The following is a 19,315-nucleotide window of genomic DNA, read 5'->3' on the forward strand; positions in this document are numbered from 1 at the left end:
AACAAGGAGTAGGCCGTGCTTGCGACGGCGTTGGTGTTGGTGGCGGCGCTGTTGCATGCGGCGTGGAATACCCTGATCAAGTTCAGTGCGGAGCGCCTGTTGGTGGTGGCCTGCATGGACAGCGTGGCGCTGCTCTTTGTCGCGCTGATGTTGCCGTTCCTGAGCGTGCCGCCGCTGGAGATCTGGCCGTGGATCCTGGCATCGGCGGCGTTCGAATTGCTCTATCGCTATCTGCTGATCCAGGCCTATCGGGTCGGCGACCTCGGGCTGGTCTATCCATTGATGCGCGGCCTGTCACCGTTGGTGGTGCTGGCGCTGACGCTGATCTTTGCCGGGGAAGTACTGACTCATCAGCAGATTTTCGGAATCCTGCTGATCCCGTTCGGCATGTTGTGCCTGCTCTGGCAGGGCGGCGGCGGAGCGCGCCTTCCATGGTCGATGCTACCGGTGGTGGCACTGATCGGCCTGTGCATCGGTTGCTATACCTACATCGACGGTCAGGCATTGCGGCGCTGGTCCCATCCACTGGATTACCTGGTCTGGGTCACCTTGCTCAGTGCCTGGCCGTTTCCGTTGTTGGCGTTGGTGCGCAAACGACCCGCGTTCATGTTGTTCTGGCGCGAGCAGTGGCGGCTGGGCCTGGCAGTCGGGTTCTGCGTGTTGTTCAGCTACGCTTTGGTGCTGTGGGCGATGCAGTTGGGTTCGATTGCCGAGGCCGCAGCGCTGCGCGAGATCAGTGTGATTCTGGTGGTGCTGTTTGGTATGCGTTACCTGAAAGAACCTTTTGGCGGGCCGCGCCTCTTAGCCTGTGGGCTGGTGCTGATCGGCATACTGGTGATGAAGTTTTGATCGCCGTTGATGGATTCGATTTTCTACAACTTGAAGAAGGGACTGCGTAATGACGGTTGCTCTGTGGTGCATTTTGATCGCGATTCTCCTGTCGTATGTGTGTACGTGGGTCGCCAAGATCAGTGGCGGGTTCAGGCTGAAAGACAATCATGACCCTCGGGATTTTCTCGACTCTCTGGAAGGCTTGGGCAGACGGGCGCACTCGGCGCAACTGAACAGTTTCGAAGTGATCCCGGCGTTCGCCGCGGCGGTGATCGTGGCGCACCTGGCAGGCAATGCCGAACTGGTGACGATCAATGTGCTGGCCGTGCTGTTCATCACCAGTCGCCTGCTCTACATCATTTGCTACCTGGCGGACTGGGCGACGCTGCGGTCGCTGGTGTGGTTCGTGGGAATGGCGTTGATCGTGAGTTTTTTTGTGGTGTCGGTCTGAAAGATCCCCAGGGGTTTTTAGCGGCCTCATCGCGAGCAGGCTCGCTCCCACATTGGAACGCATGTCTTCTGTGGGAGCGAGCCTGCTCGCGAAAGCTATCTAACGGTCAGCACTCGCCTCAGGGCTTGGTCTTCTCGGCATCCGCCACCTGCGGTACTTGTGGCAGCGCAGCACCTTTGGGCCAAAGCATCCAGATCTGCCCCTGTTGTTTCATGTCCCCGGCCAGTTGCCCGGCCGCATCGCCAGTGCCCCAGAACAGATCCGCCCGAACCTCGCCGGCAATGGCGCCGCCGGTGTCCTGTGCGGCTACCGGGCGAACCAGCGAGGTACCGTCCGGTTTGGTGGTGGAGAGCCACAACAGGCTACCTAGCGGAATCACCTTGCGATCCACGGCCGCGCTGTAACCGGCGGTCAACGGTACGTTCAGCGAACCGCGCGGGCCTTCGTTACTGTCCGGGTTACGGGTGAAGAACACGTAACTGGGGTTGCTGCCGAGCAGTTCGGGAATCCGCGACGGATTGGCCTTGGCCCAGGTGCTGATGGCGCCCATGGTCACGTCTTCTTTTTTCAGTTCGCCCTGTTCCACCAGCCAGCGGCCGATCGGTCGATACGGATGGCCGTTCTGATCGGCGTAAGCAATACGCAACTGACGACCATTGTCGAGCTGGATACGACCCGAACCCTGGATTTGCAGGAACTGCAGGTTCATCGGATCGGTCAGCCAGGCCACGACTGGCGCCTTGACCCCTTTGCTTTCGATGGCTGCCGCATCGTCGTACGGCTTGAGCACACGACCTTCGAGTCGACCGCGCAGGCGTTTACCCTTGAGTTCCGGGTAAATGCTGTCGAGGGCGACGATGATCATGTCCTCGGGGACGCCATAGACCGGGACATTGGCAGCGCTGGTCTGGGTCAGGCTCCCGGGATAGACCGGTTCGTAGTAGCCGGTGATCAAGCCGTTGGGGTTGTCATTGGCAGCGCGCAGGCCAAAGACATCGAGGTTCTGTTTGAGAAAACCGCGAATGTCGCTGGCGGTTTGCGGCACGTTGGCAGCCGCTGCGCAGGTGCCACCCCAGACCGGGTCGGCCTTGAGTCGGGTACAGGCGCTACGCCACGAGCCGAAGCCGGCGAGCAGGTCGTTGTCTGACACCGCCGGCAGTGCTTCCCATGTGGCGCTGGAGTAAGTGGCCAGGGCGTGGGTTTTCGGTTGTTTGTTGTCGCCACCAGTGCAGCCTGTGAGCAGGGCCACCATCGGCAGGGTCCAGGCCAGGCTGTGACGCCATGCCTTGAAACGGCTGTTCATGGAGTGATTCCTTTGCTGGTTGCCTGAGCGCTCCATGCGCTCAGGCAACCCTTATTGATAATAGGGCTATTGGTCTTTGCCGATGACGCGAGGATACTGGCCGCCGTTTCCCGTGACCTGAAGCCACCATGACTCTTAAAAGACTTTCTGTTGTATTGCTGGCCTGCCTGACGTTGTCCGCTTGTGGCGGAGTCGACCCCAACTCGCCGCTCGGCCAGCGCAAGGCCATTTTCAAGCAGATGCTCAAGACTGGCGAAGACCTGGGCGGCATGCTGCGTGGGCGCATTCCGTTCGATGGCCCGAAGTTCGCCGAGGGCTCGGTGAAACTCGATGCGCTGTCCCGTGAGCCGTGGCAACACTTTCCGCAGGTTCGCGAAGAAGATCACACCAGCGCCAAGAGCGATGTCTGGGAGCAGCAGGCGCGCTTCCAGTCCATGGCCCGTGACCTTGAATCCGCCACCGGTGAATTGGTGATCGCCAGCCAGGTTCAACCCTACAAGGCCAGCAACCTGGGGCCATCGGTGCAGAAAGTCGAAGATGCATGCAGTGCGTGTCATAAGGCGTTTCGGGATCATTGACTCTCGGCTGCGACGGTCTGCTGTTGTGGCGGGGGAGCAAGCTCCCTCGCCACGGTTAGCCTTGGGTGTTGCTTGTTTACTTATCCAGCTCATCCAACGCGTTCTGCAATTCCTTGCGGGCATCGGCGAGTTTGTCTTTGCGTTTGTTGATCTTGTCGGAGTCGCCTTTGCTCATGGCCTTGTCGAGGTCCGCCTGACGCTTGCTGACTTCGTGCCTGGCGTCGAGCACCTTGTTTTCCCGTTCTTTCTTCAGCGAGGCATCGGTGCAGTTCGCTTCGACTTCGCTCAGGGCTTTTTCCAGGCCGGCCTGCTGGTCGGCGTTGCCGTGGACCTTGGCCAATTCGATCTGGTTGACGATACCTTGCTTCTTGGCGGCGCAACCGGTCAGCCCCGGCGCTTCCTCGTCCGCCATCAACGGGGTGGCCAGCACGCTGCAAAGGGCCAACAGGACGAGCGGTGAAAGAAATTTCATAAAAGCTCCATGTAAGAAGACAAGCGGGCCGGTGTGGCAATGGCTTGTTGGAGCCCGGCGGTCCCCTTGGGGTTCCCGCTGGGCGCAAGGCTGACCCCTAAAAGCCGTCAATCCCCGCATCACGTAATGTTTCACTTAAGGCCAGGACCTGCGGATCGCGGAAAAAGGCGTTCAGTTGCGCTGCGCGTCCTGGCCCGATACCGGCCTCGGCCTGCCATTGTTGGATGTCTCGCTGCGCCAGTGCCTGCCATGAATCGCCGAGATGCGCCTGGCCTGTCGGTGGCAATCCCAGGGCTTTCAGCCAGTGCGCGAACGGGCGTTGCCGGGCTCGGTTGAAGCTGTCTGCAAGGCGAGCCGCGCTGCGCTCGCCGAAACCGTCAATGGTAGCAAGCTCTTGGGTATCGAGGGTCAACCAATCCAGCAGACCGTTCAGGTGACCTGTTGAAAGAAGTTTTTCCCAAGTCCCCGGACCTACATTGGGCAGCGCCAGACCCTGCTTGCTGCTGAGCCAGGTCAGGCGCGCGAGAAACTGGCTCTCACAGCCCGGAGTCGGTTGCCAGCAACTCAATAAATGAAAGTCCGCTGCCTGCGGCGCGTTCAATTCGGCGCGTTCGCTGCTGCGCAATACAACGCGATCGAGCCTGGGAATGGTCAGCCCGGCCAGGCTGATGGCAACCTGATCACCCGGGCGTATGTCCAGCGCCTGCCAGCGTTGCAACGAACCGACGCTGACGTGTTTGATCTGCCGGTCATCGAGCTTCACCGGGGTCAGTTCAAGTACCGGAGTTATCCGCCCGGTCCGGCCGATTTTGAAGTGAACCTGGCGGACTTCGGCCAGTGCCTGGGCGAAGGGGTATTTCCAGGCGATGGCCCAGTAGGGTGACTTGGCCTGCCAGCGTTCGGCGGCTGGGCGCTGGTTCTGGCGCAGGACGATGCCGTCGCTGGCAAAGGGCAGGGCGGAGCGATACCAGTGTTCGCGCCAGCGTTCGGCATCAATGACGGAGGCAATGGGCTGGCTGTATGCCGTGGTACTCGGGAAGCCCAGCGCAGTCAGCGCCGCCGCACGCTCGGGCACGCTCGCCGGCCCTTGGGGCCAGTCCCAGACAAACAGGCCGATGCCGGCGGCCTGTTCGGCGCTCAAGACCTTGCGCGCCATCAGGCCGGCCACGGAGGCACGAGCATTGAGGCTGCCGGCCCGGACCTGCACATGATCGGTCAGGCGCCAATACAGTTCGCCTTGCACGAGCAAGTCCCGGGCCTGCGATAGCCGTTGCGGGATGGCCGGAATCTGTCGTGCCGGAGCCGTCCAGTCCTGACCGCTCTCGCCGTCGCCGCGGCTGATGGCCTGGGCCAACAGACCATTGCGGTAAACCAGAGTCACCGCCACGCCATCGATTTTAGGCTGGGCCCAGACGTCCACCCGGTCACGCAGCCATTTTTCGACAGCGGGCCGATCGTGCAGTTTGTCCAGACCGGTGTGGGCGATGGGGTGGGGCAGCGTGCCGCGCGCAGTGCGCAAGGGGTCTGCGGACGGGCTCAGGTTGAAGCAGTGGCGCCATTGGGTGAGTCGCGTGCGGGACTGGTCGTAGAGTTCATCGGCGACCAGTGAGCGTCCCTGGCGGTGATAGCTGTCGTCCCAGAAGTCGATTTGCTGTTGCAGTTTGCCGACTTCGTTCAGGGCGCGTTCGGATGGCCAGCCCGGGCACTCGGCGGCACTGGCGGTCAGGTAGGCAAAGGTCAGTAGAAAGACGAAAAACAGGCGCAGGTCGGGAAGCATCTTGAGCGTCCTTGCTCGGTGAGGTGCGTGAAGGCTAGGTCAGTATCGGTTGGCATAGCGGGCGGGGTTTTTACCGAGTGTTTCTGGTGACAGGGCAGGCCTTTTCGCGGGCTTGCCCGCGAAGGCCGCGACGCGGTGTAAAGCGAATCCAAATAAAAAGCCCCGCAAGGCGCGAACCGTGCGGGGCTTCGGGTGTTGCGGGGAAACCTTACAGGCCGGCAGCAGAACGCAGAGCGTCGGCGCGGTCGGTTTTTTCCCAGGTGAACGTGGTGAAGGTGTCGTCACCAACGGTCTTGGTCGCCGGGGTGCGACCGAAGTGGCCGTACGCTGCGGTTTCCTGATACATCGGGTGCAGCAGGTCGAGCATGGTGGTGATCGCGTATGGACGCAGGTCGAACACTTCGCGGACCAGTTTGACGATCTTGTCATCGCTGATCTTGCCGGTACCGAAGGTGTTCAGCGAGATCGAAGTCGGTTGAGCAACGCCGATGGCGTAGGACACCTGAATCTCGCAGCGCTCGGCCAGGCCGGCGGCAACGATGTTCTTGGCCACGTAACGACCGGCGTAGGCCGCTGAACGGTCAACCTTCGATGGGTCTTTACCGGAGAACGCGCCACCACCGTGACGGGCCATGCCGCCGTAGCTGTCGACGATGATCTTGCGACCGGTCAGGCCGCAGTCACCCACCGGGCCGCCGATGATGAACTGGCCGGTCGGGTTGATGTGGAACTGGGTGTCCTTGGACAGCAGTTCGGCAGGCAGCACGTGCTTGACGATCAGCTCCATCACGCCTTCGCGCAGGTCGTTGTACGACACTTCCGGGTTGTGCTGGGTCGACAGAACGACGGCGTCGATACCGACTACCTTGCCGTTTTCGTAGCGGCAGGTCACTTGCGACTTGGCGTCCGGACGCAGCCACGGCAGCAGGCCGGACTTGCGGGCTTCGGCCTGGCGCTGCACCAGTTGGTGCGAGAAGGTGATCGGTGCTGGCATCAGCACGTCGGTTTCATTGCTGGCGTAGCCGAACATCAGGCCCTGGTCGCCGGCGCCCTGATCTTCAGGCTTGGCACGGTCGACACCCTGGTTGATGTCAGGGGACTGCTTGCCGATGATGTTCATCACGCCGCAGGTCGCGCCGTCGAAGCCAACGTCGGAACTGGTGTAGCCGATGTTGGTGATCACGTCACGAACGATCTGCTCGAGGTCAACCCAGGCCGAAGTGGTGACTTCGCCGGCGATGATCGCCACGCCCGTTTTCACCAGAGTCTCGCACGCCACACGGGCGAACTTGTCTTCAGCAATGATGGCGTCCAGCACCGCATCAGAAATCTGGTCGGCGATTTTGTCCGGATGCCCTTCAGACACGGACTCGGAGGTGAAAAGGGAGTATTCGCTCATCTCGATGTTTTCCTGAAATTACCGATGGTGAGTGTCGCCAGCCGGCCGCTGAAAATGGCGGACCTGGATCTGGAAACCATTACGTAAGCCTACATAGAGGCTTTCCCCGGGAACGAGTCCCGCAGCGGTGGCCCAACGGGCCAAATCGTCCTGTTCAAACCCCAACCAGAGATCACCGCAGGCCTCCTTGGCCCAACTCTGGTTGTGGCTACATAACTCTGTCACTAACAGGCTACCGCCTGGTTGCAGCAAGTGGGCCATGTGCTTGAGCGCATCGGCCGGCGCGGCAAAATGGTGCAGCACCATGTTCAGTACCACGCAATCGGCCTTGAGGCTGACGCCGTTCAATGCATCGGCCAGTTGCAGGCTAACGTTAGTCAGCTTGTCGCGTTCGCAGACCTGGCGCGCCAGTTCGAGCATCGCGGTGCTGTTATCCAGCGCCGTGACTTGCGAGAAGCGGCGCGCCAGTTCCGGCAGGAATGCGCCATCGCCGGGGCCGACTTCAATGGCCGTGGCATCTTTGTCGAAGCTCAACTTGTCGAGCAGGGCCACCACGCTTTCGCGGTACTGCGGCAGGCCGGCGATCAAGTCTTGCTGGGCGCGAAACTTCTCCGCCACCCGTGAGAAAAAGTCCTGGCTGGCGGCCGCGCGTTGCCCATGGACCTGGGCGATGCGCGACTGTACGTCGGTCGGCAGCGTCAGGTTGTCCACTTCTTCGAGCAGGGCTGCGTGCAGTTTGCCGCCCAGCAGTTCGGTGTGGGGCAGGGCGCGGCGGTAGAAAATCGCGTTGCCTTCGCGGCGCGTCGCCACCAGGTCGGCCTGGGCCAGTACCTTGAGGTGGTGGCTCATACCTGACTGGCCGATGCCGAAGATCTGCGCCAGTTCCAGCACGCCGAACGAGTCGTTGGCCAGCGCGCGCAAAACATTCAACCGCAGGGGATCGCCGCCAGCCTTGCACAAGGCCGCCAGCTCATCGCAATCGTCATGTTGAATGGAGGGCACGCGTAAATTCATAAGGCCGGCAGTCTAGTCATGGGTCGAATGCATCGCAAGAGCAATATCAAAAAGTTTTGATATTGCTCGATAGATGGCACTTCTCGGCGTTAGCTTCAGTCAACAAACGGACGGCGGAAAGGATTCATCAACCGAAACCGCCGTTATCCATTGGAAAAACGCCTTCAGATGACTATCTGTCATTGCCCCGAGGCGTCCGGGTGAGGGAAAATGCTCGCCTTTTTTCCGTTTCGATTTACTCACTCTTGTTTCAGAATCCCAGGAGAACAGCGATGCCTAGCCGTCGTGAGCGTGCCAACGCCATTCGTGCCCTCAGCATGGATGCCGTGCAAAAAGCCAACAGCGGCCATCCCGGTGCCCCGATGGGTATGGCGGATATCGCCGAGGTACTTTGGCGCGACTACCTCAAGCACAACCCGAGCAATCCATCGTTCGCCGACCGTGACCGCTTCGTGCTGTCCAACGGCCACGGCTCGATGTTGATCTACTCGTTGCTGCACCTGACCGGCTACGACCTGTCGATCGACGACCTGAAGCAGTTCCGTCAACTGCACAGCCGCACCCCGGGCCACCCGGAACTCGGCTACACCCCAGGCGTAGAAACCACCACCGGTCCACTGGGCCAGGGCCTGGCCAACGCCGTGGGTTTTGCCTTGGCTGAAAAAGTCATGGCAGCGCAGTTCAACCGTCCTGGCCACAACATCGTCGACCACCACACCTATGTGTTCCTGGGTGATGGCTGCATGATGGAAGGCATTTCCCACGAAGTCGCTTCCCTGGCCGGTACCCTGGGCCTGGGTAAACTGATCGCTTTCTACGATGACAACGGCATCTCCATCGATGGCGAAGTCGAAGGCTGGTTCACCGATGACACGCCGAAGCGTTTTGAGTCCTACAACTGGCAAGTGATTCGCAATGTCGACGGTCACGATCCGGAAGAGATCAAGACCGCGATCGACACTGCACGCAAAAGCGAGCAGCCAACCCTGATCTGCTGCAAGACCACCATCGGTTTCGGTTCGCCGAACAAGCAAGGCAAGGAAGATTGCCACGGCGCCCCGCTGGGTGACGCGGAAATCGCCCTGACCCGTGCGGCGCTGAAATGGAATCACGGCCCGTTCGAAATCCCGGCCGATATCTACGCCGAGTGGGACGCCAAGGAAGCCGGTCGCGCCGTGGAAGCCGAGTGGGATCAGCGTTTCGCTGCCTACTCCGCCGCGTTCCCGACTGAAGCCAGCGAACTGGTGCGTCGTCTGAGCGGTGACCTGCCAGCAGACTTCAGCGAAAAAGCCTCGGCCTACATCGCCGAAGTGGCGGCCAAGGGCGAAACCATCGCCAGCCGTAAAGCCAGCCAGAATGCCCTGAACGCGTTCGGCCCGTTGCTGCCTGAGTTCCTCGGCGGTTCGGCTGACCTGGCCGGTTCCAACCTGACCCTGTGGAAAGGTTGCAAAGGCGTCACCGCCGAAGACGCCAGCGGCAACTACATGTACTACGGCGTGCGCGAGTTCGGCATGACCGCGATCATGAACGGCGTTGCCCTGCACGGCGGCCTGGTGCCTTACGGCGCGACCTTCCTGATGTTCATGGAATACGCCCGCAACGCAGTGCGCATGTCGGCCCTGATGAAGCAGCGTGTGATCCACGTCTACACCCACGACTCCATCGGTCTGGGCGAAGACGGCCCGACTCACCAGCCAATCGAGCAACTGGCCAGCCTGCGCTGCACCCCGAACCTCGATACCTGGCGCCCAGCCGACGCCGTTGAATCGGCAGTGAGCTGGAAATACGCACTGGAGCGCAAGGACGGTCCTTCGGCCCTGATCTTCTCGCGTCAGAACCTGCAGCACCAAACCCGTGATGCCGGCCAGATCGCCGACATCAGCCGTGGTGGTTATGTACTGAAGGACTGCGCAGGCGAGCCTGAGCTGATCCTGATTGCCACTGGTTCCGAAGTTGGTCTGGCTGTTCAAGCCTTCGACAAACTGACCGAGCAGGGCCGCAAGGTACGTGTGGTTTCCATGCCGTGCACTAGCGTGTTTGATGCCCAGGAAGCCGGCTACAAGCAATCGGTCCTGCCGTTGCAGGTCAGCGCCCGTATCGCCATCGAGGCTTCCCATGCGGACTACTGGTACAAATACGTGGGCCTGGAAGGCCGCGTGATCGGCATGACCACCTACGGCGAGTCGGCGCCTGCGTCGGCCTTGTTCGAAGAGTTCGGCTTCACCCTGGAAAACATCCTGGGGCAGGCTGAAGAGCTGCTGGAAGACTAAGTCCGGAAATCGGGTTGTCTGAACTGACGCTATCGCGAGCAAGCTCGCTCCCACATGGACGGTGCATACCCTGTGGGAGCGAGCTTGCTCGCGATGACAATGGAACATTCAACGCTGCACTGACGGATTCACCACGGTAATCGAGAACCCCATGCCTCAACCGCGTCCTTACAAAGTTGCACTCAACGGCTACGGCCGGATTGGTCGTTGCGTCTTGCGTGCGTTGTTCGAGCGAGGCGAGAAGGCCGGGTTCGAGATTGTCGCGATCAACGATCTGGCCGACATGGCCAGCATCGAATACCTGACACGTTTCGACTCCACCCATGGCCGGTTCCCCGGCGAAGTGAAGGTCGACGGCGATTGTCTGCATATCAATGGCGACTGCGTGAAGGTCCTGCGCAGTGCCACCCCCGAAGGCATCGATTGGGCGTCCCTGGGCGTCGATCTGGTGCTGGAGTGCTCCGGCGCTTACCACACCCGCGAAGACGGCCAGCGTTTCCTCGACGCCGGCGCCCCGCGTGTGCTGTTTTCCCAGCCGATGGCCAGCGAGACGGACGTCGACGCGACCATCGTCTATGGCGTGAACCAGGATTGCCTGACCGGCGACGAGTTGCTGGTGTCCAACGCGTCCTGCACCACCAACTGCGGCGTGCCGCTGTTGCGTCTGCTGAATCAGGCCATTGGTCTGGATTACGTGTCGATCACCACCATTCACTCGGCCATGAACGATCAGCCGGTCATCGATGCCTATCACCACGAAGACCTGCGCCGCACCCGCTCGGCGTTCCAGTCGGTGATTCCGGTGTCCACCGGTCTGGCGCGAGGTATCGAACGCCTGCTGCCGGAACTTGCCGGCCGAATTCAGGCCAAAGCCGTGCGGGTGCCGACGGTCAACGTGTCCTGCCTCGATATCACGATGCAGACCGCCACCGCGACCGACGCCACCGAGGTCAACCGGATCCTGCGCGAAGCCGCCACCAGCGGCCCGCTCAAAGGCCTGCTGGCCTATACCGAGCTACCCCACGCAAGCTGTGATTTCAACCATGACCCACATTCGGCGATCGTCGATGCCAGTCAGACCCGCGTTTCCGGCCCACGGCTGGTGAACATCCTGGCCTGGTTCGACAACGAATGGGGTTTTGCCAACCGAATGCTGGACGTTGCAGAACACTATCTGCAAACAGCAACTTCAAAAAAACCGTAGGAAGTGCGACCCATGACCGTGTTGAAGATGTCCGACCTCGATCTGCAAGGTAAGCGCGTATTGATCCGCGAAGACCTCAACGTCCCAGTCAAGGACGGTGTTGTCACCAGCGATGCGCGTATCCTGGCCTCGCTGCCGACCATCAAGCTGGCCCTGGAAAAAGGCGCGGCCGTGATGGTCTGCTCGCACCTTGGCCGTCCGACCGAAGGCGAGTTCTCGGCCGAGAACAGCCTCAAGCCAGTCGCCGACTACCTGAGCCGTGCTCTGGGTCGTGAAGTGCCGCTGGTGGCCGACTACCTGGGCGGTGTCGACGTGAAAGCGGGCGACATCGTGCTGTTCGAAAACGTGCGCTTCAACAAGGGCGAGAAAAAGAACGCTGACGAACTGGCCCAGCAATACGCCGCCCTGTGCGACGTGTTCGTGATGGACGCCTTCGGCACCGCTCACCGTGCCGAGGGTTCGACCCACGGCGTGGCCAAGTTCGCCAAAGTCGCTGCTGCCGGCCCGCTGCTGGCCGCTGAACTGGACGCACTGGGCAAAGCCCTGGGCGCCCCGGCACAGCCAATGGCGGCCATCGTCGCCGGCTCCAAGGTCTCGACCAAACTCGACGTGCTGAACAGCCTGAGCCAGATCTGCAACCAGTTGATCGTTGGCGGTGGCATCGCCAACACCTTCCTGGCCGCTGCCGGCCATCCGGTCGGCAAGTCGCTGTACGAGCCGGACCTGCTGGACACTGCTCGTGCCATCGCCGCCAAAGTCAGCGTGCCGCTGCCGGTGGACGTGGTGGTTGCCAAGGAATTCGCTGAAAGCGCCGCTGCGACGGTCAAGCTGATCGCTGACGTCGCTGCCGACGACATGATCCTGGACATCGGCCCGCAGACCGCGGCGAATTTCGCCGAGCTGTTGAAGTCGTCGAAGACCATCCTGTGGAACGGTCCGGTCGGCGTGTTCGAGTTCGACCAGTTCGGAAACGGCACCAAAGTGCTGGCCCAGGCCATCGCAGACAGCGCGGCGTTCTCCATTGCCGGCGGTGGCGACACCCTGGCCGCCATCGACAAGTATGGCGTTGCCGAGCAGATCTCCTACATTTCTACCGGCGGTGGCGCGTTCCTTGAATTCGTCGAAGGCAAGGTTCTGCCAGCCGTTGAAGTCCTGGAAAGCCGGGCCAAGGCCTGAGGGTCGCCCGTTTGACCAGGCAAGGGAGTGTTTACATGGTCAAGACGTTAGCGCTGTTGATCGTCGCGGGTTCACTGGTGGCGTGCGGGAGTAACCCGAAGGCTACACCGGAACCTGCGCCGTCCGAGTCGGAAAAAGGCTGCTACCAGGCTGACTGGCAGGCCGAAACCAACCCGGTGCTCAACAAGCGCTCCGGGCCCGAGGGCCTGGACAAATACGAGACCCAGACACCCGCCAAGGAACATGGCTGCCCTTGACGGGTCTGACTCTTTACTCAGGGCTGGTGGCGTGCGTCGTCAGCCGAGGGACACGGATGAAAGGTTTTATCGCCGTTACGGCGCTGGCGCTGTTGGCGGGTTGTGCTCAGTTGAACCTGTTCCAGTCGTCCACCCCTGTGGATAACTGGACCACCTGGACCTGCGACAGCCAGGCCAAAGTGCTGTGGCGCTACACCGACGACAGCCTTAGGGAAGTCGACGTGCGCCTGGGCGGTGCCGATCAGGTCTACCGCCTGAAGCAGGAACCGGGTGCATCGGGTTCGCTGTACAGCAATGACATGCTGGCGTTTCACATAAAGGGTGAGGAAGGCCTGGTTTACTGGGTCGCCACCAATGATTTGATCGGCCGTGGCTGTCACCTGTAGGAGCGAGCTTGCTCGCGATGGTCGTTAACGATGACGCTGGGTGCCTGAATGCCCACGTTGTCTGGGCCACCATCGCGAGCAAGCTCGCTCCCACAGAGGGACCGACGTTTTAGAGTTGATGCAACACCCGAATCCGCAGCCCGGGCCAACCCCCGATCTGCAAAAACTTGAATAGCCGCCGCCGCTCCGGCAGGCTGGCACGATTAACGACCCTCAACCGGGAGAGATACACACAATGGCACTTATCAGCATGCGCCAGATGCTGGACCACGCAGCCGAGTTCGGCTACGGCGTTCCAGCCTTCAACGTCAACAACCTTGAGCAGATGCGCGCCATCATGGAAGCCGCTGACAAGACTGACTCCCCGGTGATCGTCCAGGCTTCGGCCGGTGCTCGCAAATACGCCGGCGCACCGTTCCTGCGTCACCTGATCCTGGCAGCCATCGAAGAATTCCCGCACATCCCGGTGTGCATGCACCAGGACCACGGCACCAGCCCTGACGTCTGCCAGCGCTCCATTCAACTGGGCTTCAGCTCGGTGATGATGGACGGTTCCCTGGGTGAAGACGGCAAGACCCCGACCGACTACGACTACAACGTCCGTGTTACCCAACAAACCGTGGCCATGGCTCACGCCTGTGGCGTTTCGGTAGAAGGCGAGCTGGGTTGCCTGGGTTCGCTGGAAACCGGCATGGCCGGTGAAGAAGACGGTATCGGCGCCGAAGGCGTTCTGGATCACAGCCAGATGCTGACCGACCCGGAAGAAGCCGCTGACTTCGTAAAACGCACTCAGGTTGATGCCCTGGCCATCGCCATCGGTACCAGCCACGGCGCCTACAAGTTCACCAAGCCGCCTACCGGTGACGTGCTGGCGATCGACCGCATCAAGGAAATCCACAAGCGCATTCCGAACACTCACCTGGTGATGCACGGTTCGTCTTCGGTTCCACAAGAGTGGCTGGCGATCATCAACCAGTACGGCGGCGACATCAAGGAAACCTACGGCGTACCGGTTGAAGAAATCGTCGAAGGCATCAAGCACGGCGTGCGCAAGGTCAACATCGACACCGACCTGCGCCTGGCGTCCACCGGTGCGATGCGTCGCCTGATGGCCACCAACCCGAGCGAGTTCGACCCGCGTAAATTCTTCGGCGCCACCGTCACCGCCATGCGCGACGTGTGTATCGCTCGCTACGAAGCCTTCGGCACTGCCGGCAACGCTTCGAAGATAAAGGCGATCTCGCTGGAAGGCATGTATCAGCGTTATCTGAAAGGTGAGCTGAACGCCAAGGTCAACTAAGCCTTAGCGTTAAACTGCCTTGATGAAAAACCCGCCGAGAGGCGGGTTTTTTTGTGGGCGCTAAATCGATTTTGGCTGAGTCATTGTGGCGAGGGGGCTTGTCGGAATATGCGCTATTGATTGTGATCGATATCCAGCTTGCTGAAGGTCACTTCCCCGCCTTCAGTGGTGTACCCGGTGTTGTCCTGCACATACACCCCGGCCTTGAAGTACAGCGGTTTGTCGCGCCACGTCGTACTGATATTGGTATCCCATTGGTAACCCGCCGCACTGATGCCCAGTGCACCGCCGGGGCTCAAGTGGATGAGGTAGGAAAACTCCTGGTCGAGTTTCACCCCCGTCGCAATGGTGATCACCTGGCCCACATCATCATCGGGATGCATCCGGACTTTGGCGACGATATTGCCGGTGGCTGTACTGGTTTTGTATTGGTATTCGACCTTCACCAGAGGTTTCTGGCTTTGATAGGCATGGATCTGGCCGATGACGATTTTCCCGGAACTCGGCACCTGGTTCACTGCCAGAGTGGCATACAACAAATTGTCGGCATCCGGGTAATACCAGTTGTGCAACGTGCCGTTGCTGTAGGTTTCACGTAATTCGGTGCGCGGATAAATCGCGTTTTCTGTACGAGAGCCGGTCACGGGCGTCCAGAAAAACAATGTGCCGGTGTCGGAATGGAAGTATTGATCCTTGAAGCCGTCCACCAGTTTGGAGGTTTCGACGGTGTACGGCGGGCTGCCGACGGGGACGCTGAGGTTCCAGGTTGCAAGATCGATCATGTCGGTTCTTCCATTTGATTCATGCTGCACGGACGTGCCAGAAGCTCTAGGCCGCACCTTTGGGGCGGCCTTTATAAGCGTAGCGGGATATTTTGTTAATGTTCGTCTGACGGGTGGCTGACGTCAACATCCTGTCGGAATACCATCTTTCCCGGTCTTCATGGGCCTGCACCATCGACCGTTAGTCGGTAAAAAGACACAATGATTAAATGATGGCTCACTGACACCTTCTGCTTTTGCAGAACCGGGTCTAGAGTGAGGGCACAGTATTTGTCCGGTTTTCACGAGAAACCGGCCTGACTCCCCGCAATAAGAGAAGCAGCATGGAATGCGCGCAACCCACGCCAGTAGAAGGCGGCTCAACCCTTTTAGTCGTCGACGATTACCCTGAAAACCTGATCAGCATGCGCGCGTTGTTACAGCGCCAGGACTGGCGGGTCATTACTGCCGCCTCGGGTTTCGAGGCCCTCGGCTTGTTACTTGAACACGATATCGACCTGGTGCTGCTGGACGTGCAGATGCCGGGCATGGACGGTTATGAAGTGGCACGCCTGATGCGTGGTAGCCAGCGGACCCGTCTCACGCCGATCATTTTCCTGACCGCTAACGAACAGTCCCAGGACGCGGTGATCAAGGGCTATGCCAGCGGTGCGGTGGATTACCTGTTCAAGCCGTTCGACCCACAAATCTTCACGCCCAAGGTCCAGGCGTTGCTCGAACACCAGCGTAACCGCCGGGCCTTGCAGCGTCTGAGTCATGATCTGGAATCCGCTCGTGCCTTTAATGCGTCGGTGCTGGATAACGCGGCCGAAGGCATTCTGGTGTTGGGTGAGGACGGTCTGATTCGTTTTGCCAACCCGGCGATGTCGCGGTTGCTCAATGCCCCCGTGCAGGAGCTGCAAGGCAAGGAATTTCTGGACTACCTGCAAAAACCGCATGTCCCGATCTGGGTCGATTCCGAGTTTTTCACGGGCTACAAACGCGGTGAAACCTTGCGCCTGCATGATGCCCTGTTGCGTACGGCACCCGGCCAGCAGGTGCCGGTGGCCTTGTCCTGCGCGCCATTGCCTGCCGAGCAACATGCGATGGTGGTGACCGTGCTGGACATGTCGGTGGTGCGCCATCTGCATAAGCAACTGGAATTTCAGGCGGTCACCGATCCGCTGACCGGGTTGCTCAACCGCCGGGGTTTCTACCAGACCGTAGAGAACCTGCTGTTGCGCGGCGAGCGTTCCGACAGTTCCTGGGTCTTGATGTACCTGGACCTTGACGGCTTCAAGCGAGTCAATGATTCGCTCGGGCACGATGCCGGCGATCGGGTGCTGCGCTGGGTCTCCGAACAGTTGAAGGCCTGCTTGCGGCCCTTCGACATTCTGGCGCGGATGGGCGGCGACGAATTCACCGCGCTGCTGGATCTGGAGTTCCCCGAGCAAGCGGCGAAGATTGCCGAGAAGCTCATCGAGCGAGTGTCGATCTGTCAGCAGATCGACGGCCTCGATATCGCCCTGGGTGCCAGCATCGGCATCGCCACGTTCCCTGATTGTGGTGCCAATCTCGACGGCATGCTGCGGGCGGCCGATATCGCCATGTATGAAGCCAAGCGTGCCGGCCGCCAGCAATATCGCTTCTACGATCATGAAATGAACGGCCGGGCTCGCACGCGGCTGATGCTGGAAGAAAGTGTGCGCACGGCCATCGAGAACCACGATTTCAATCTGGTGTATCAGCCTCAGGTTGCGATTGCCGACGGGCGCATTCGTGGCTTCGAGGCCTTGTTGCGCTGGCAGCATCCGAGCGTTGGCGATGTCCCCCCGGGGCTGTTTTTGCCGTTGCTGGAGGAGGCGCGGCTGATCAGTCGCCTGGGCAGCTGGATCTACCATCGCGGCGCCGGGCAACGCAAAGCCTGGGAGTCCCTGTTTACCGAGGACCTGGTGCTCGGCGTCAGCTTGAGCAGTACTCAGTTCGGCATGCTCAACCTTGTCACCGAGTTGCGCCAGGTGCTGGTGCGCCATGGCTTGCAACCGCATCTTCTGGAAGTCGAGGTCACGGAAGAGGCCTTGATGCACAACCCCGAAGAAGCCCGCAAGCAATTGCGCCTGCTGCACAATTTGGGCGTACGAGTGGCACTCGATGACTTCGGGGCCGGACCGTGCTCCCTGTCGTACTTGCGCGACCTGGAACTGGACACCCTCAAGATCGACCGCCATCTGATCGCCCGGTTGCCGGAGTCGACAAGGGATGCGGCGCTGGTACGCAGTGTGATCGACCTGTGCAAACAGTTCGGGATGCTGGTGATTGCCGAAGGGGTGGAAACCGTCGCGCAGTATGAATGGCTGCAAGCCAATGGCTGTGAGTATGTGCAAGGTTTTCTGGTGGCCCGGCCGATGATGGCCGAAGACACCGGGGTCTTTGTCCAGCCGTTTGACTGGAGCGCGCTGCCCTGCTGAATTCGCTACACTGGCGACCTTTTAGTGACGTGTATTGCCGCCCCGATGACCGTGTTGACATATCTCCAGGCCTATCCCGCTACCTTGCAGGACCAGGTGCGCCAGCTGATCGCCGACGGTCGGCTGGGCGATTACCTGAGCCAGCGTTACCCGCAAAAGCATGGGGTGCAGAGCGACAAGGCGCTGTACACCTATGCCCTGGACCTCAAGCAGGAGTACCTGCGTAATGCTCCGGCCATCGACAAGGTGCTGTTCGACAACCGCCTGGACCTGACCCACCGTGCCCTTGGCCTGCACACCACGATCTCGCGGGTGCAGGGCGGCAAACTCAAGGCCAAGAAGGAAATCCGCATCGCTTCGCTGTTCAAGGAAGCGCCTTGCGAGTTCCTGAAAATGATCGTGGTGCATGAGCTGGCGCACTTCAAGGAATCGGACCACAACAAGGCCTTCTACAAACTGTGCGAGCACATGCTGCCGGGTTATCACCAGGTGGAATTTGATGTGCGGGTGTACCTGACGTGGCGGGATCTGTAGGAGCTGCCGCAGGCTGCGATCTTTTAAGGAGCATTGGATGGACGTAAGCAAGACCAAGAGCAGCTTCTACCGCCGGTTGTACGTGGCGTACTTGATCGACAGCGGGCTGGCCAGCAGTGTCCCGACGCTGACCGAGGTCACCGGCATGCCCCGGCGCACGGCGCAGGACACCATCGCGGCGTTGGCGGATCTGGATATCGTTTGTGAATTCGAGCAGGAAGAGGGCGCGCGCAACCATGCGGGGCGCTATCGGATTCGCGAGTGGGGGGCGATTGATCGCGGTTGGATCGAACGTAATCTGCGGCAGATCAAGGCGGTGCTGGAGTATCCCTGAGATTTGCGTTGCCTGAACTGACGCCATCGCGAGCAAGCTTGCTCCCACAGTGATCGCGGTTGGATCAAAATTATTCAATCCAACCGGAAACCTGTGGGAGCGAGCTTGCTCGCGATGGGTCCTTCAAGGACGACGCATGCCAATGTGTGGAATGCCATCCTCGACAAACTCCTCACCCGTCACGACAAACCCGTACCGCCCGTAATACCCCTGCAAATGCGTCTGGGCCGAGAGGTAGATCGGCGTTTCAGGCCAGCGTTCTTCAATCTGCTTCAACGCCTGGTCCATCAACTCATGTCCAAGCCCGGCGCCTCGTGCGTGTGGAGCAATGATCACCCGACCGATCACTACGTCCCCGCCTTGCAGTTCCGGGTCGAGCAGCCGCAGATAGGCCACCAGTTGATTGCCGTCCCAGGCCATCAAGTGACAAGTGTCACCTTCCAGGTCCTGGCCATCCACGTCTTGATAAGCGCATTGCTGCTCGACGACGAACACCTCGGCGCGCAGCTGCAAAATGGCGTACAGCTGCTCCTTGCCCAGGTCACTGTGGTGTTTGCAGATCCAATCGACTGTCATGTTTTGATTCCCTGAAAACGTCGTTCCGATACTAAGCGCAGTCACGCCAGAAGTCTTTATGGCGGAAGAATCTGTGACATAGGCCAAAATGCCATCATTCATTTCTCGCGCGCATGGCTTCTTTGTGTAATCTGGATCGAAGCGCTGTGCTGTGGCTTCGATGAGCTAATGTTTAGTACCCGGGTCTTGCCGGTATGGAGCCTTGGGGTTTTGGCTGAAAACAC

19 protein-coding genes are annotated in these 19,315 nt (G+C 60.3%); 12 read left to right on the top strand and 7 right to left on the bottom strand.

Translation table 11 applies throughout. The features are described 5' to 3' along the window. The first annotated feature begins 15 nt into the window (after positions 1-15). Together AC1D1M_RS22095 and AC1D1M_RS22100 are read left to right on the top strand one after the other, a co-directional pair. Positions 16-849 carry an EamA family transporter gene (locus tag AC1D1M_RS22095; protein ID WP_223465283.1) on the top strand — a complete coding sequence of 278 codons (834 nt, stop codon included), beginning with the start codon at positions 16-18 and terminating at the stop codon, positions 847-849. A gap of 49 nt (positions 850-898) precedes the next feature. Continuing rightward, entirely contained in the window at positions 899-1,282 is a 384-nt protein-coding gene (locus tag AC1D1M_RS22100) for an MAPEG family protein (protein WP_477777247.1), read from the top strand. 118 nt (positions 1,283-1,400) lie between these two features. On the opposite strand, the gene mltA is transcribed toward AC1D1M_RS22100, so the two are convergent. Then, positions 1,401-2,585 (bottom strand): murein transglycosylase A, encoded by a 1,185-nt coding sequence (gene mltA, locus AC1D1M_RS22105; RefSeq protein WP_477777248.1) that lies wholly within the window; start codon positions 2,583-2,585, stop codon positions 1,401-1,403. A gap of 128 nt (positions 2,586-2,713) precedes the next feature. On the opposite strand from mltA, the gene AC1D1M_RS22110 reads away from it, so the two are divergent. Then, a complete protein-coding gene (locus AC1D1M_RS22110) occupies positions 2,714-3,163 on the top strand; it encodes a c-type cytochrome (protein ID WP_477777249.1) in 450 nt (149 codons plus the stop codon). A 76-nt stretch (positions 3,164-3,239) separates the two neighbouring features. Here AC1D1M_RS22110 and AC1D1M_RS22115 read toward each other — a convergent pair whose 3' ends face one another. The 4 genes from AC1D1M_RS22115 to AC1D1M_RS22130 all read right to left on the bottom strand — a co-directional run bounded on the left by AC1D1M_RS22115 (position 3,240) and on the right by AC1D1M_RS22130 (position 7,825). After that, the gene (locus tag AC1D1M_RS22115; RefSeq protein ID WP_477777250.1) at positions 3,240-3,635 is read right to left on the bottom strand and encodes a DUF1090 domain-containing protein; all 396 of its coding nucleotides are present in this window, start codon (positions 3,633-3,635) and stop codon (positions 3,240-3,242) included. 97 nt (positions 3,636-3,732) lie between these two features. Then, positions 3,733-5,412 carry an NAD-dependent DNA ligase LigB gene (gene ligB / locus AC1D1M_RS22120; protein WP_477777251.1) on the bottom strand — a complete coding sequence of 560 codons (1,680 nt, stop codon included), beginning with the start codon at positions 5,410-5,412 and terminating at the stop codon, positions 3,733-3,735. 208 nt (positions 5,413-5,620) lie between these two features. Then, entirely contained in the window at positions 5,621-6,811 is a 1,191-nt protein-coding gene (gene metK, locus AC1D1M_RS22125) for a methionine adenosyltransferase (protein ID WP_008050251.1), read from the bottom strand. A gap of 18 nt (positions 6,812-6,829) precedes the next feature. Beyond that, the gene (locus tag AC1D1M_RS22130) at positions 6,830-7,825 is read right to left on the bottom strand and encodes an ArsR/SmtB family transcription factor (RefSeq protein ID WP_477777252.1); all 996 of its coding nucleotides are present in this window, start codon (positions 7,823-7,825) and stop codon (positions 6,830-6,832) included. Between the two features lie 272 nt (positions 7,826-8,097). On the opposite strand from AC1D1M_RS22130, the gene tkt reads away from it, so the two are divergent. From tkt to fba, 6 genes are all read left to right on the top strand, one after another. Continuing rightward, positions 8,098-10,095 (top strand): transketolase, encoded by a 1,998-nt coding sequence (tkt, locus tag AC1D1M_RS22135; RefSeq protein ID WP_477777253.1) that lies wholly within the window; start codon positions 8,098-8,100, stop codon positions 10,093-10,095. A gap of 151 nt (positions 10,096-10,246) precedes the next feature. Beyond that, entirely contained in the window at positions 10,247-11,299 is a 1,053-nt protein-coding gene (gene epd, locus AC1D1M_RS22140; protein WP_008050248.1) for an erythrose-4-phosphate dehydrogenase, read from the top strand. Between the two features lie 12 nt (positions 11,300-11,311). Then, positions 11,312-12,475, top strand: coding sequence for a phosphoglycerate kinase (locus AC1D1M_RS22145; RefSeq protein ID WP_057712964.1), 1,164 nt, complete (start codon positions 11,312-11,314; stop codon positions 12,473-12,475). Positions 12,476-12,510: 35 nt separating this feature from the next. Next, on the top strand, positions 12,511-12,732 hold the full coding sequence (locus AC1D1M_RS22150) for a hypothetical protein (protein WP_477777254.1): 222 nt from the start codon (positions 12,511-12,513) through the stop codon (positions 12,730-12,732). 56 nt (positions 12,733-12,788) lie between these two features. After that, positions 12,789-13,118, top strand: a complete 330-nt coding sequence (locus AC1D1M_RS22155) for an MliC family protein (RefSeq protein WP_477777255.1) — start codon at positions 12,789-12,791, stop codon at positions 13,116-13,118. Between the two features lie 235 nt (positions 13,119-13,353). Continuing rightward, the gene (gene fba / locus AC1D1M_RS22160) at positions 13,354-14,418 is read left to right on the top strand and encodes a class II fructose-bisphosphate aldolase (protein ID WP_007981624.1); all 1,065 of its coding nucleotides are present in this window, start codon (positions 13,354-13,356) and stop codon (positions 14,416-14,418) included. 113 nt (positions 14,419-14,531) lie between these two features. Here fba and AC1D1M_RS22165 read toward each other — a convergent pair whose 3' ends face one another. After that, entirely contained in the window at positions 14,532-15,200 is a 669-nt protein-coding gene (locus AC1D1M_RS22165; RefSeq protein ID WP_477777256.1) for a polysaccharide lyase family 7 protein, read from the bottom strand. 323 nt (positions 15,201-15,523) lie between these two features. Here AC1D1M_RS22165 and AC1D1M_RS22170 point away from each other — a divergent pair, with 323 nt between their 5' ends. The 3 genes from AC1D1M_RS22170 to AC1D1M_RS22180 are packed head-to-tail and all read left to right on the top strand — an operon-like array spanning position 15,524 to position 18,515. Further along, a complete protein-coding gene (locus AC1D1M_RS22170) occupies positions 15,524-17,647 on the top strand; it encodes a putative bifunctional diguanylate cyclase/phosphodiesterase (protein WP_477777257.1) in 2,124 nt (707 codons plus the stop codon). A 45-nt stretch (positions 17,648-17,692) separates the two neighbouring features. Then, positions 17,693-18,181, top strand: a complete 489-nt coding sequence (locus AC1D1M_RS22175; protein WP_477777258.1) for a YgjP-like metallopeptidase domain-containing protein — start codon at positions 17,693-17,695, stop codon at positions 18,179-18,181. A gap of 37 nt (positions 18,182-18,218) precedes the next feature. Next, positions 18,219-18,515 (top strand): winged helix-turn-helix domain-containing protein, encoded by a 297-nt coding sequence (locus tag AC1D1M_RS22180; RefSeq protein WP_116261465.1) that lies wholly within the window; start codon positions 18,219-18,221, stop codon positions 18,513-18,515. Positions 18,516-18,638: 123 nt separating this feature from the next. Here AC1D1M_RS22180 and AC1D1M_RS22185 read toward each other — a convergent pair whose 3' ends face one another. Continuing rightward, positions 18,639-19,091, bottom strand: a complete 453-nt coding sequence (locus tag AC1D1M_RS22185) for a GNAT family N-acetyltransferase (RefSeq protein WP_477777259.1) — start codon at positions 19,089-19,091, stop codon at positions 18,639-18,641. Positions 19,092-19,315 lie beyond the last annotated feature (224 nt).

The organism is Pseudomonas sp. P1_F7, assembly GCF_056405655.1.